The organism is Delftia sp. CH05 (genome assembly GCF_009827015.1).
GTDB lineage: Bacteria > Pseudomonadota > Gammaproteobacteria > Burkholderiales > Burkholderiaceae_C > Comamonas > Comamonas tsuruhatensis.
This window is the reverse complement of record NZ_WUMG01000004.1, coordinates 136,992-149,960: the sequence shown is the minus strand read 5'-3', so window position 1 is coordinate 149,960 and position 12,969 is coordinate 136,992. Positions and strand designations below refer to the sequence as shown.

At 65.9% G+C, this 12,969-nt stretch carries 12 protein-coding genes; all 12 read right to left on the bottom strand.

What is annotated here, in order from left to right:
• Nucleotides 1-10: 10 nt before the first annotated feature.
• On the bottom strand, nt 11-823 hold the full coding sequence (locus GRX31_RS05735; RefSeq protein ID WP_239009652.1) for a hypothetical protein: 813 nt from the start codon (nt 821-823) through the stop codon (nt 11-13).
• Between the two features lie 143 nt (nt 824-966).
• On the bottom strand, nt 967-2,535 hold the full coding sequence (gene ntrC / locus GRX31_RS05730) for a nitrogen regulation protein NR(I) (RefSeq protein ID WP_160851831.1): 1,569 nt from the start codon (nt 2,533-2,535) through the stop codon (nt 967-969).
• 45 nt (nt 2,536-2,580) lie between these two features.
• Nucleotides 2,581-3,657: a nitrogen regulation protein NR(II) gene (gene glnL, locus GRX31_RS05725; RefSeq protein WP_016447543.1), complete on the bottom strand. Its 1,077-nt coding sequence runs from the start codon at nt 3,655-3,657 to the stop codon at nt 2,581-2,583.
• Between the two features lie 30 nt (nt 3,658-3,687).
• A complete protein-coding gene (locus GRX31_RS05720; protein ID WP_017404153.1) occupies nt 3,688-4,191 on the bottom strand; it encodes a hypothetical protein in 504 nt (167 codons plus the stop codon).
• Nucleotides 4,192-4,371: 180 nt separating this feature from the next.
• Nucleotides 4,372-5,787 (bottom strand): type I glutamate--ammonia ligase, encoded by a 1,416-nt coding sequence (glnA, locus tag GRX31_RS05715; protein ID WP_016447544.1) that lies wholly within the window; start codon nt 5,785-5,787, stop codon nt 4,372-4,374.
• Nucleotides 5,788-6,012: 225 nt separating this feature from the next.
• Nucleotides 6,013-6,831 (bottom strand): competence/damage-inducible protein A, encoded by an 819-nt coding sequence (locus GRX31_RS05710; protein ID WP_016447545.1) that lies wholly within the window; start codon nt 6,829-6,831, stop codon nt 6,013-6,015.
• Nucleotides 6,828-7,727, bottom strand: coding sequence for an EI24 domain-containing protein (locus tag GRX31_RS05705; protein WP_016447546.1), 900 nt, complete (start codon nt 7,725-7,727; stop codon nt 6,828-6,830). Before GRX31_RS05705 ends, GRX31_RS05710 begins: the two co-directional genes overlap by 4 nt.
• Nucleotides 7,728-7,742: 15 nt before the next feature.
• Nucleotides 7,743-8,723: a sterol desaturase family protein gene (locus GRX31_RS05700; protein WP_160851830.1), complete on the bottom strand. Its 981-nt coding sequence runs from the start codon at nt 8,721-8,723 to the stop codon at nt 7,743-7,745.
• Between the two features lie 39 nt (nt 8,724-8,762).
• The gene (locus GRX31_RS05695) at nt 8,763-9,581 is read right to left on the bottom strand and encodes a polysaccharide deacetylase family protein (RefSeq protein WP_046984225.1); all 819 of its coding nucleotides are present in this window, start codon (nt 9,579-9,581) and stop codon (nt 8,763-8,765) included.
• Nucleotides 9,581-10,852, bottom strand: coding sequence for a YncE family protein (locus GRX31_RS05690; RefSeq protein WP_047326700.1), 1,272 nt, complete (start codon nt 10,850-10,852; stop codon nt 9,581-9,583). Before GRX31_RS05690 ends, GRX31_RS05695 begins: the two co-directional genes overlap by 1 nt.
• Before the next feature lie 152 nt (nt 10,853-11,004).
• Nucleotides 11,005-11,529 carry a phosphoribosyltransferase gene (locus tag GRX31_RS05685; protein ID WP_012206807.1) on the bottom strand — a complete coding sequence of 175 codons (525 nt, stop codon included), beginning with the start codon at nt 11,527-11,529 and terminating at the stop codon, nt 11,005-11,007.
• Between the two features lie 43 nt (nt 11,530-11,572).
• The gene (locus tag GRX31_RS05680; RefSeq protein ID WP_160851828.1) at nt 11,573-12,949 is read right to left on the bottom strand and encodes an adenylosuccinate synthase; all 1,377 of its coding nucleotides are present in this window, start codon (nt 12,947-12,949) and stop codon (nt 11,573-11,575) included.
• Nucleotides 12,950-12,969: the final 20 nt, after the last annotated feature.

Genomic DNA, 12,969 nt, shown 5'->3' with positions numbered 1-12,969 from the left:
CAGACTTGCGCTACAGCATGTACCGGCGCAGCCAGTGGATGGCCTCGATCTGCCCGCGCAGCATCAGGGACTGGCGATGCAGAACTTCGCTGAGTGGCGCCGGCAGACGGGACTGCTCAGCAGCCTCATAGGCGCTCAGCCATTGCTGCTGGCAGGACTCGGCCTGGTCCAGCACGTAGTCCGCGCCCTCTTCCCTGCCCAGCAGCCCGTCCCAGAAGGCGTTGCGACGCAGTGCGGCACGGCTGTCGCGCACGGGCAGCACCACGCCGCCGTTGGCGTCGATGGCGCGTTCCAGGTCATCGACCAGGACCTGGCTGGCATTGAAGTGGCGCGCCAGTACCTGGCCTATCAGTCCCTGGGGCATGGGATCCATGCATTCGCCCAACCGGACATGGGCCTGGCGACCCAGGGCCAGCACGGCATTGAGCAGCGCCGTGGTCTGCAGTTCCAGCGTGGAAGCCGCAGGCTGTGCGGGCGTGCGCCGGCGCGCCTGCAGCCAGGAGGCCTCCACGGCCTCACGCACCTGGTTCCAGTGCAGCAGGCTGCCGCCCCGTTCCTGCTCCCAGCGTTCTTCCAGCCGGGCTTCTGCGGACTCGAAATCCTGCTGCGCGTGTTCCGGCGACAGGGAAGCCTTCCAGCCCAGTGCATAGGCGGGCCGGTATTGGTCGTAGCCGCGCCCCGGCACGAAGTACGGCTCCAGGAAATAGCGGTCATGCCAGTACGCATCGACCGGCTCGCCGAGCTTGCGCGGTGTCGATGGGCACATCACGCCCGGGCGGGCGGGTTTGGCCTTTTGCCAGAGGTTGGAGAGGACTGTGGGCACGATAGGTCGGGACGTAGGCCGTTCCAGCGAAGAGGACTCCATTGTCCCCAGCCCGGGCGGCACGGCCCGTCAGCACCCCGGGCGCCGGCCTGTAGGAGTCGGACCCTTGCCAAGGCAAGGGCCCAGCCGCCCGCCGGCTTGCCTTACTCGAAGGCGTCCTCGTCCATGCCCAGCTCCTGCAACTTGCGGGTGATGGTGTTGCGGCCTATGCCCAGGCGCTGGGCGGCCTCGACCCGGCGGCCGTGGGTGACGGCCAGGGCCGAGCGGATCAGCTGCGCCTCGAAGCGGCGGGACAGCTGGTCCCAGACCTCGCCATGCCCCTGGGCATGGGTGTGCTCCAGCAGCTGGCGCGCCTGCTGCCCCAGCAGATGCACCCAGTCCAGGTCGGACGTGGCCAGTCCCCCGTCATGCGGCTGGGCCAGCGACGGGGCTGGCATGGCGATGCGGCCCACTCCCTCTTCCGCCACGGCCGGCGCATGCGACAGCACCACCGGTGCGGGCACGCCGGCACTGCCGCCGCCCACGGGTGGCGCGGCCTCGCCCAGCACCTCGGGAGGCAGGTCCTTGACCGAGATGACCTGGGCTGGCGCCATGACGGTCAGCCAGTGGCAGATGTTCTCCAGCTGGCGCACGTTGCCGGGAAAGGCGAACGACTGCAGCCGCTGCATGGCATCGACCCCCATGCGCTTGGGCTCCACGCCCAGCTGCCGCGCGCTTTGCTGCAGGAAGTGGCGTGCCAGCATGGGCACGTCTTCGTTGCGCTCGCGCAGCGCGGGCAGGCGCAGGCGGATGACGTTGAGGCGGTGGAACAGATCCTCGCGGAAGGCGCCGTTGCGCACGCGCTGCTCCAGGTCCTGGTGGGTGGCGGCGATGACGCGCACATGTGCCTTGACGGCCTGGTGGCCGCCCACGCGGTAGAAATGCCCGTCCGACAGCACACGCAGCAGGCGCGTCTGCAGGTCGAAAGGCATGTCGCCGATTTCATCGAGAAAGAGCGTGCCGCCCTCGGCCTGCTCGAAGCGGCCGCGCCGCTGGGTCTGTGCGCCCGTGAAGGCGCCGCGCTCGTGGCCGAACAGCTCGGACTCCAGCAGGTCCTTGGGGATGGCGGCGGTGTTGATGGCCACGAAGGGGCCGCCCGCCACGGGCGAGTGCTTGTGCAGCGCGCGCGCCACCAGTTCCTTGCCCGAGCCCGACTCGCCCGTGACCAGCACCGTGACCTGGCTCTGGCTGAGCCGGCCGATGGCGCGAAAGACGTCCTGCATGGCAGGCGCCTGGCCCAGCATCTCGGCCTGCAGCGGGGCCTGTGCCTCGGCCACGTCCTCGCGCAGGCTTTCCTCGACGGCGCGGCGGATGAGTTCCACCGCCTTGGGCAGGTCGAAGGGTTTGGGCAGGTACTCGAAGGCTCCGCGCTGGAAGGCCGAGACGGCACTGTCCAGGTCGGAGTACGCGGTCATGATGATGACGGGCAGGCCGGGCTGCTGGGCACGGATCTGCTCGAGCAGTTCCAGGCCGGAGCCGCCGGGCATGCGGATATCGCTGACCAGCACCTGTGGTGGCTGGCGCGCCGGGTCGCTGGCATCGACATCGGACAGTGCCGTGAGCACGTCGCGCGCCTGAACGAAGCTGCGCGTTGCCCAACCTTCCCGGCCCAGTGCCTTTTCCAGCACGAAGCGGATGGAAGGGTCATCATCCACGATCCAGATCGGTTTCATTGGTGGTGCTTCCTTCCCTTGTTGCAGTGTTGACTTCCGTGGGCCTCAAGGCAGGGGAATGAGGATGCGGAAATCCGTGCGGCCCGGCTGGCTTTCACATTCGATCAGCCCCTGGTGGCGCTGCACGAAGGTCTGCGCCAGCGTCAGCCCCAGTCCCGAACCGCCATCCCTTCCCGATACCAGCGGATAGAAGATCCGCTCCTTGATGGCATCGGGAACGCCTGGCCCGTTGTCGATCACATGCAATTCCAATGCCAACCGGTAGCGTTGGCGACCAAAAGTTACCTGGCGCGCCACACGGGTTCTCAAAATGATCTCGGCATCGCCGGCAGCGATGCGTTCGTGCAAGGCCTGCGCCGCGTTCTGGACGATGTTGAGCACGGCCTGGATCAGCTGTGCGCTGTCGCCCCGGAACTCGGGAATGGAGATGTCGTAGTCGCGCGTAATGGTCAGCCCTGCAGGATGCTCGACCAGCACCAGCGAACGCACGCGCTCGCAGACTTCGTGGATGTTGACGTCACCGACCTCGTGCGGATGGCGGTGCGGCGCCAGCAGCCGGTCGACCAGCGCCTGCAGACGGTCGGCCTCGTGGATGATGACTTCGGTGTACTCGCGCAGCTCGGGCGCGTCCAGATCCATCTGCAGCAGCTGGGCCGCGCCACGGATGCCGCCCAGCGGGTTCTTGATCTCGTGGGCCAGGTTGCGGATCAGCTCCTTGTGCGCCTGGGCCTGCTCGCGCAAACGCTCCTCGCGGTCCTGGCGGGCCTGCTGCTCCAGCGGCCAGAACTCCACCAGCACATGGCCGGGCCGCTCGGCCAGGGAAACCGTGACGTGCACAGGAAGCGCATCGCCCCCCACGCGGTGCAGGCTGGCCTCGAAGCGCAGGGCAGCGAAGTCGTTGTCCTGGGCGCCGCGCAAGGCCTTGTCCAGCAAGGCCGGCTCGGTGAAGCAGGCAGCCAGCTCGCTGCCTTCGAGCATGCGGCGCGACAGGCCCAGTGCGTTCTCAAGGGCCGCGTTGGCGAAAAGCACGGCGCCTTGCTCGTCGAGCACGGTCATCAGCGTGCACAGCAGATCAAGCGCCTGATAGGAGGCCGGGGGCGCCGGCCGGTCGTCCTGGATCATGGCCGGGCTCGCATGGGCCGCTCGGGCCCGTCAGTTCTTGGGAAGTCGATCCAGTTCGCGGCGGATGCCGGCGACATCGCCTTCCTGCCGCGAGATGCTGCTCTTGAGCTGCTCGACACGTTCCAGATAGCCCTGGGGATTGCGCAACTCCAATGCGGTGCGCTGGGGATTGCCATCGTTGTACTCCTGACGCAGCTGTGTCAGCTTCTCCTGGGCGCGGGCCAGCTCGCTTTCGAGGATGGTCCGCGCATCGGAGTCGCGGGCCTTCTGGGCGCTGCTGTTGACCTTGGCCGGAGCGGGCGATCCTGCCGCAGGAGCGGCGGAGGTGCGCGGCGCCTGGCCGCCGCCCGAGGCCGCCGGCTTGCTGCCGCCATGGATCACCGTCACATGCCCGCCGTCCACCGGCTTGCAGTCCTTGGCCTTGGCCTGGCTGACGTTGTTGGTGTACTCGTTGCCGCAGCGGTAGATCACGTCCTGGGACCAGGCTCCTGCCGACAGCAGCGGCAGCAGCAGCGACACAAACAGTTTCTTCATTCCATTCCCTCGGGTAGCCAGATCGGAAGGGCCCGGCTTGTCCGGGCAAGTATCGCTCCATCTTCCGGGCTGGACGTCATTTCTTGAGCGGGACAACCCCTTTTGGTTCCGCGCCCAGCATACCCAGGTCCTGGCCGAAAGCAAAAAAGGCGGCTTGCGCCGCCTTTTTGCCGACCCGCCTTACAGCGAGAAGTACATGTCGTACTCGACCGGGTGCACGGCCTGACGGTAACGGGTCACTTCGCCCATCTTCAGCTCGATGTAGGCATCGAGCATGCTGTCCGAGAACACGCCGCCCTTGGTCAGGAACGAACGGTCTGCGTCCAGTGCTTCCAGGGCCTGGTCCAGGCTGTGGCAGACCGTGGGCACCAGCTTGTCCTCTTCCGGGGGCAGGTGGTACAGATCCTTGGTCGCGGCTTCGCCGGGATGGATCTTGTTTTCCACGCCGTCCAGACCCGCCATCAGCAGGGCCGAGAAGCCCAGGTAGGGGTTCATCAGCGGATCGGGGAAGCGTGCCTCGACGCGGCGGCCCTTGGGGTTGGCCACGTAGGGGATGCGGATCGATGCCGAGCGGTTCTTGGCCGAGTAGGCCAGCTTGACCGGAGCCTCGAAGCCGGGCACCAGGCGCTTGTAGCTGTTGGTGCCGGGGTTGGTGATGGCGTTCAGGGCACGGGCGTGCTTGATGATGCCGCCGATGTAGTACAGCGCGAAGTCGGACAGGCCGGCATAGCCGTCCCCTGCGAACAGGTTCTTGCCATCCTTCCAGACGGACTGGTGCACGTGCATGCCGGAGCCGTTGTCGCCCGGATAGGGCTTGGGCATGAAGGTGGCGGTCTTGCCGTAGGTGTTGGCCACGTTCCAGATCACGTACTTCATGACCTGTGTCCAGTCGGCGCGCTCCACCAGGGTCGAGAACTTGGTGCCGATCTCGTTCTGGCCGGCGCCAGCCACTTCGTGGTGGAACACTTCGACGGGAATGCCCAGCTGCTCGAGCAGCAGCACCATCTCGGCGCGCAGGTCCTGGGTGCTGTCCACGGGCGGCACGGGGAAGTAGCCGCCCTTGTTGCGCGGACGGTGGCCGCGGTTGCCGGACTCGAACTTGGCGCCGGAATTCCAGGGGGCTTCGTACTCTTCGATTTCGTAGAAGGTGCTGCCGGGTTCGGTGTTCCAGCGCACGCCGTCGAAGATGAAGAATTCAGGTTCGGGACCGAAGTAGGCGGTATCGCCCAGGCCCGAGGCCTTCAGATAGGCTTCGGCACGCTTGGCCACCGAGCGGGGATCGCGGTCGTAGGCCTTGCCATCGCCGGGTTCGATCACATCGCACTGCAGGAACAGCGTGGTCTCTTCAAAGAAGGGGTCGATGTTCGCGGTGGCGGGATCGGGCATCAGTTGCATGTCCGATGCTTCAATGCCCTTCCAGCCTGCCACCGACGAGCCGTCGAAGGCGTGGCCCGAGGTGAACTTGTCTTCGTCGAAGTGCGACACCGGCACCGTGACGTGCTGCTCCTTGCCACGGGTGTCCGTAAAACGAAGGTCCACGAATTTGACCTCGTTCTCCTTCACCATGTTCAACACGTCTGCAACGGTCTTTGCCATCAGATCTCTCCTGCCAATCTGGCTGATCAAAAAAGATAAATACTCTTAAGCAGTTTGCGTGCCAGGCTGCATCCATTGAGTGCATGCCCGCAGACTGGCACCTGCTTGGCGCGCCAGCCCCGTGATTCTGCCGCCTTGCGTGGGCGTTGTGGATGACATTGCAGCCTGGCCCGGCCCGAGTGACCACTCACCAAATCGGTGCAGATTTGGATGAAGGGCCGTAAATCAGATGTTGCGCACCAATTCAGGGCCAAGACTTGCACCAAATGAGTGCAAACCTTCCAGCAGCGTGGGCCAGGCCTTGGTGACGGCACCAGCTTCGCCCTTGACACCAAGTTCTATGTGCCGGCCGTGCTTGGAATCATCCACGCTGGGCAGGCTGAACACCTTGACGCCCGGGTGGTCGCGCTCTATGGCCACCATCAGCGGCGTCAGCGTGGCCTCCATGCCACCGTAGACGATGACCGAATGCTCCCGCTGCACCGTGCTGTGGAAATGCTTGGCATAGCGCTGCTCCAGCACCCACTCGACCATGGGCCAGGCCATGACCGGGAAGCCGGGCACGAAGTGCACCGTGCCGCTGGCGCCCGAACAGGAAAAGCCCGGGATCTTGTTGTAGACGTTGGGGATGATGCGCGCGCCTTCGGGGAAGTTGCCCATCTGCAGCCGGTGCAGGTTGTCGGCGCGCTGGGGCTCGTAGGGCTTGCCTTCCTCGGTGGCCACATCGCGCATGCGTTCGCGGATCAGGGCCACGGCTTCCGGGTGCAGGGCCAGCGGCACGCCCAGGGCCTCGGCCGCGCATTGGCGCGTGTGGTCGTCGGGCGTGGCGCCTATCCCGCCAAAGCTGAAGACCACGGCCTGCGATGCGAAGGCGCGGCGCAGGGCGTCGGTGATGCGTGCCCTATCGTCACCCACGTACTCGGCATGGGCCAGGGACAGGCCACGCGCGCCCAGCAGTTCGATCAGCTTGGGAAGGTGCTTGTCGGCACGCTTGCCCGACAGGATTTCGTCTCCGATGATGAGTGCGCCAACTTGAAGGGTCATGTGGTCTTTTCTTGCGGGGTGGGGGGAACAGGGGCTGTGCCGGAGCCTTGCGGCGCGTCGGGAGCGTAGGGAATGATGGGTGCTTCGGGCAGCGCCGGCTCCTCCTCGCGCATGCGCTGCAGCGCCGCCAGGCAGAAATGGGCAAACCACAGCGAGGAGAAGGCGAAGATCAGCGCATAGATCCAGATGGCCACCGGAATCAGTATCCAGAAGGCTGCAACGAAGACCACGCCCGAGGCCCAGACAATGGCCGGAGCCGCCCCCAGGTAGCCACAGACCACGCCCATGAGCATCAGCGCCAGGCGGTGGCGCAGGAACAGGCTGCGGCGTTCTGGCTTGCTGGCGTGGGCAGACAGCGCGTCGAAGGCCATGACGCGGTAGGTCAGCCAGCCCCAGATCAGCGGGGGGATCACCACCACCAGGGGAGGCACGAACCACAATGGAACCGATACCAGCAACGCGATCAGGGCGATCAGCGAGGAGCCGGCCGACCACAGCAGGCTGCCGATCAGGGTGGCACCCTGCCTGCGCTCGAGTGCCGGAAAGCGCCGTTGCGCCACCAGCTCGACCAGGGCAGGCGTCATGAACAGCGCCACCAGCAGCAGCGAGACCACGACCAGCACCGGCGTGACCGAGAGAACGACCAGCACCGGCGCCACCAGCTCGGGCAGCGATTGCACGCCCATCCAGGACCAGACCGTGTGCAGCCAGCCCACGCCCTGCAGGACTCCTTCCGTCCAGACCACGGCATCGGCCCAGAAGAAGTAACCCAGCAGCCAGGCCGTGATGGCCATGAAGAGCAGGGGAAACAGCGACCATGCAATCACCCGCTTATGCAGGCAATACGCCGTCGCACGCCAGAAGGAATCGAGTAGCAAGCCCATGCCGGCAAGCATACCCCGAGCCCAGCCTCAAGCGCGACCCATCAACCTTAGGAACCCACGCCATTGCTGGGCCCAAAAGCCCTGGCCGTAGTCGCGCAGCTGGCCCTGGGCATTGGGCTGGACCTGGTCGCGCACGCCGGTGGGATCGAAGCGCAGCTCGAAATTGGCGGTGCCGAACAGCATGTCCCACCAGGGCAGCAGCACGCCGAAGTTGTTGCCATGCGCCTTCTTGTTGCGCACGGGCGCCATGGGCTCGTGGCCAATGCCGATGGCGTGGTGGCGGCGGTGAAAGCGCGGGCTGATCCACAGCCGCTCGCCGATGGTGCCGAACCAGACGCGCAGGTTGGCATGCTGGAAGCTCTCGCTGAGCTGGGTGAAGGCCACGATGGCCACGAACTGGCCTGGAGCCACGCCGATGAACTGGGCCACGAGCACGATGATGGTGTCGCGGATCACATCGTCGAGCAGGTGATTGCGGTTGTCGCTCCAGACCGTCATCTGGCGCTGCGAGTGGTGCAGCGCATGCAGCTTCCACCACCAGCCGATGCTGTGCTGGCCCCGGTGTATCCAGTAGTCGAGGAAGTCGAAGGCCAGCAGGTAGGTGATCAGGCTGACCCAGGCCAGATCGGTCACGCCGGGCCAGACACCGTCCAGGTGAAAGCTCGGCAGGCCCCAGACATGCAGGCGGCCCATGAGCTCGTCCCACAGCGGGTCCAGCGTGAAGAACAGCGCCAGCCTGAACAGGCCCAGCCGGTGCACCACGGTATAGATGATGTCCACATGGATGGCGCGCCGGTCGGTAACGGGCTCGACGGGCCGCCAGTACTGCAGCGGCGCGATCACGGCCACCATGATGAAGATCTGCAGCAGGCCCACCAGCAGCCAGCCTGTGGCGTCGTAGGCATCCTCCAGCAGGCTGGCCTGCCCCAGCCAAAAGAGCACAGGCTGGACAACGCCCTCGAACAGGCGCTGCTGCGCATTACCGAACCACTGAATCCACCAGTCCACACCACGCTCCCATCGCCCGCCGCGCTGCGCGCGCGGACGTCATGCGAATTTTGCTATCCAATCCCGATAGTCGGGATGCTCCCGCAGCGTGCGGAAGCAGAACCCCTGCTTGAGCAGGCCCGTGATCAAAGGTTCCAGCACGGCCGGTGCCCAGGGGTCCTTGCGTGACCAGATGCCCAGATGGGCCAGCAGGATGTCGCCGCTGCGGATGTTCTTGAGCGCCTGGGCCAGCAGCTGCGCATTCGGGTAGCGGTCGCTGGGCAGCTCGTCGCCCAGAAAACCTGCGCTGGACCAGCCCACATGCATGTAGCCGCCCTGCCGCGCGGCGTCCAGCAGCGCGGGCGAGGTCTTGCCGCCGGGCGCACGGAACAGCGGCAGGGGCTTGCGCCCGGTGATCTGCTGCAGCCGCTGTGCAGCCCTGCGGATCTCGTCGCAATAGCCTGCCGCATCGACCGTGAAGCTCTCGTTGGCGCGTGGCCCGGCCGAGGGGCGCACGCGAAAGCCCGTGACCGGACCGTTCTTCGAGGCACGCAGATCACCGCGCCAGTACATGTGGTCGTAGGTGTGCGAGGCGAACTCGTGGCCTTCGGCGGCGCGTGCGCGCCACCAGGGCGCCCAGGTCTCGCCCAGGCTGCCGTCGCCTTGCTGCGTGCGCTCGTTGGCGGCAAAGAAGGTCACTGGCACGCCATGGCGCTTGAGCACCTCGGCCACCAGGTCGGCAATGCCCATGTGGCCCGTGTCGAACGTCAGGTACACGGTCTTGGCGCAGCCCGTGCCCTGCCCTGCGGCCATCGCGGGGCGCAGCAGGCTGAAGGCGGCGGCGCCAGCCAGCGATTGCGCAAAGAGTCTGCGGTCCATCAGCGCTGCGCGTGGGCCAGTGTCCAGACACCGTGGGGCGACTTGCCGACCTTGACCTGCTGGACCACCTTCTTTTCGACGGTGTCGATCACCGACAGCTTGCGCGCCCAGCGCGAGCTGACCAGCAGGTAGCGGCCGTCGGCGGAAACGTCCATGCAGTCCGGGCCTCCCGGGGCCGGGTAGCTGGCCACGACCTGGTTGGTCTGCATGTCGATCTTGCTGATGGTGTTGGCCACGCGGTTGCTCACATACAGGTGGCGGCCATCGCCGGCGGCACGCATGGCGTGGGCGCCAGCGGCTGTCTTGATGCGGGCCACGCTGCGCGGCTCGGGGCCGGTGATGTCGAACACTTCCACGCCATCGCTGCCGGTCAGGCCGATGAACAGCTTGGTGCCGTCCGGGCTGCCATAGAGATCGGCCGGCATGGGGCCGGTGGGCACGCGGGCCTTGATGGTCTGCGTGGCGATGTCGATGGCCACCAGGGCATCGCTGTCCTGCATGGTGGAATAGATGGTCGTGCTCCTGGCATCGATCCAGAGATGGCTGGGCGTCTTGCCCGTGGGCACGCGCTTGACCAACTGCGGGTTCTGGCCATCCCAGCGGTAGATGTCGATGTGGTTGAGGCGGTTGGCCGCCGTGACGAACCACTTCATGTCCGGGCTGAAGCGCAGGTGATAGGGGTCGATGATGTCGCGGATCACGCGCTGCACCTCGCCCGTGCGCGGATCGACCAGGGTCAGGGTATCGCCCAGCGCATTGGCCACGACCAGCGATTTCTCGTCAGGCGTGAGGTAGAGGTGGTGCGGCTCCTTGCCCGTGGGAATGCGGGCCGTCTCCTGCCAGGTGACCGGGTCCACGATGCTGATGTTGGCATCAAGCGAGTTGAGCACGAAGATGGGCGTGGGGCCCTGGGTCTGCGGCGGCGGCGTGACACGCGCAACAGGCGCAACTGGCGCTACCGGGGCAGCAGAGGCCGCAGGCACGGAAGGCGCGGCGGGAACGGCAGCGGCCTGAGCCGATGCAGCCTGCGCCTGGACGGCTGCAGGCGTGGCTGAGGCCGCACGGGCCGATTTGGATCCGGGCAGGGACGCCACGGCCAGCCAGGCCAGCGCACCGCCGCCCACAACCAAAGCCACAGCCGCGCCCAAGCGCCCGACGGAAAGACGTTTCACAAAGCACCACCTTCTGAGAATCTGCGCAGTGTAGCCGCGCCATTCAGCCCTCGGACGCTCTAGGGCATCGGCTTTTGAAGCTGTGCAAAAAACCGACATTTACGCGACGTTGGCCCGAGATATCGCGACAAGCGCGCCAACCCATGACTTGCATCAAGGCATGACGACAACGCATGAAAACGCAGGCCACAACGACAAAGGGAGCCGGTTGGCTCCCTTTGCAGGCAAGGACCTTGAAAGCGCAACGGCTCTCAGATCTTCCACTTTTCCATGAGCTTTTCGGGACGCAGCGTGTCGTAGTGCTCGAAAGGCTGGTGGATCCAGGGGTTGGTCGGCAGGTAGTCCACCGAGTAGTCGGGCGTGAACGCGGACAGGCCCTTGGTCCAGATCACGGCGCTGCGCAGCTCGGTGATCGGCGGATAGTTGGTCTTGAGCATGGCGATCACGGCATTCAGCGTGTGGCCCGAATCGGCCAGGTCATCGACCAGCAGCACGCGGCCGGCAATCTCGCCCTTGGGCGTGGTGATGAAGCGCGCGATGTCCAGATGGCCCTGCACCGTGCCGGCCTCGGCGCGGTAGGAGCTGGTGGACATGATGGCCAGCGGCTTGTCGAAGATGCGGCTGAGCATGTCACCGGGGCGCAGGCCGCCACGGGCCAGGCAGAGAATGGTGTCGAATTCCCAGCCGGACTGGTGCACTTTGATCGCGAGCTTTTCGATCAGTCCGTGGTATTCGTCGTAGCTCACATACAGGTGTTGACCGTCTTCCGTCAGCATGGAATGGCTCCTGGTTCAATCTTGGGGTTCAAACGCCAGCAGTTCACTGGGCGGCGTAGGGGTTTTGCATCAGGATGGTGTGATCCCGGTCGGGGCTGGTCGAAACCATGGCGATGGGCACGCCCGTCACTTCCTCGATGCGCTCCAGATAGCGGCGGGCATTGGCCGGCAGCTTGTCGTAGTCGGTCACGCCCACGGTGGAATCGGTCCAGCCGGGGATGGATTCATAGATGGGCTTGCAGCGGGCGATCTCGTCGGCGCCCATGGGCAGCAGGTCGATCTTTTCGCCATCCAGCTCGTAGCCCACGCACAGCAGCAGTTCCTGCAGGCCGTCGAGCACGTCGAGCTTGGTGATGCACAGGCCCGACAGGCCGTTGACCTGGGCGCTGCGCTTGAGCAGCGCGGCGTCGAACCAGCCGCAGCGGCGCGAGCGGCCGGTGGTCACACCCTTTTCGGCGCCCACGGTGCTCATGTGCCAGCCTGGCGTGCCTTCCTTTTCCCAATCCAGTTCGGTGGGGAAAGGACCGCCGCCCACGCGGGTGCAGTAGGCCTTGGTGATGCCCAGGATGTAGTGCAGCATGCCGGGGCCCACGCCGGAACCGGCAGCCGCATTGCCGGCGACGCAGTTGGACGAGGTGACATAGGGATAGGTGCCGTGGTCCACGTCCAGCAGCGTGCCCTGCGCGCCTTCGAACAGCAGGTTGGCGCCTTCGGCGTGCGCGGCGTTCAGCTCGCGCGAGACGTCGGCCATCATGGGCAAAAGCTGCTCGGCATGGCGCATGGCTTCTTCGTACACGGCGTCGAACTGGACTTCGCCATCCTTGATGTACGGCTTGAGCGCGTCACCGAAGGTGAAGTTCTTCGAGCCCAGCACGTTGACCAGGATGTGGTTGTGCAGGGCCAGCAGTTCGCGCAGCTTGGTGGCGAAGCGCTCGGGGTACTTGAGATCCTGCACGCGCAGTGCGCGGCGGGCAATCTTGTCTTCGTAGGCGGGACCGATGCCACGGCCGGTGGTGCCGATCTTCTCGGTGCCGCCCTGCTCGCGCGCCGCTTCGCGCGCCACGTCCAGCGCCGAGTGGAAAGGCAGGATCAGCGGGCAGGCTTCGGACACGCGCAGGCGGTCGCGCACTTGCACGCCGGCCCTCTCCAGGCCTTCGATTTCCTCGAACAGCTTGGCGGCCGACAGCACCACGCCGTTGCCGATATAGCACTTCACGCCGGGGCGCATGATGCCGCTGGGAATCAGGTGCAGCGCGGTCTTCACACCATTGATGACCAGCGTGTGGCCCGCATTGTGGCCACCCTGGAAGCGGACCACGCCCTGGGCGCTTTCGGTCAGCCAGTCCACCAGCTTGCCCTTGCCTTCGTCACCCCACTGGGTGCCGACCACGACCACGTTGCGACCTTTGGTAGCTTTCATATTCAAATCCGATGAAATCC

Excerpts from the sequence above, each read along its gene's own strand:
- GRX31_RS05685 (WP_012206807.1), bottom strand. The coding sequence starts at position 11,529 with ATGCTGACGGAAGACGGTCAACACCTGTATGTGAGCTACGACGAATAC.
- ntrC (WP_160851831.1), bottom strand. The coding sequence starts at position 2,535 with ATGAAACCGATCTGGATCGTGGATGATGACCCTTCCATCCGCTTCGTG.
- glnL (WP_016447543.1), bottom strand. The coding sequence starts at position 3,657 with ATGATCCAGGACGACCGGCCGGCGCCCCCGGCCTCCTATCAGGCGCTT.
- GRX31_RS05705 (WP_016447546.1), bottom strand. The coding sequence starts at position 7,727 with ATGCTTGCCGGCATGGGCTTGCTACTCGATTCCTTCTGGCGTGCGACG.
- glnA (WP_016447544.1), bottom strand. The coding sequence starts at position 5,787 with ATGGCAAAGACCGTTGCAGACGTGTTGAACATGGTGAAGGAGAACGAG.
- GRX31_RS05695 (WP_046984225.1), bottom strand. The coding sequence starts at position 9,581 with ATGGACCGCAGACTCTTTGCGCAATCGCTGGCTGGCGCCGCCGCCTTC.
- GRX31_RS05680 (WP_160851828.1), bottom strand. The coding sequence starts at position 12,949 with ATGAAAGCTACCAAAGGTCGCAACGTGGTCGTGGTCGGCACCCAGTGG.
- GRX31_RS05720 (WP_017404153.1), bottom strand. The coding sequence starts at position 4,191 with ATGAAGAAACTGTTTGTGTCGCTGCTGCTGCCGCTGCTGTCGGCAGGA.
- GRX31_RS05710 (WP_016447545.1), bottom strand. The coding sequence starts at position 6,831 with ATGACCCTTCAAGTTGGCGCACTCATCATCGGAGACGAAATCCTGTCG.
- GRX31_RS05690 (WP_047326700.1), bottom strand. The coding sequence starts at position 10,852 with ATGTCGGTTTTTTGCACAGCTTCAAAAGCCGATGCCCTAGAGCGTCCG.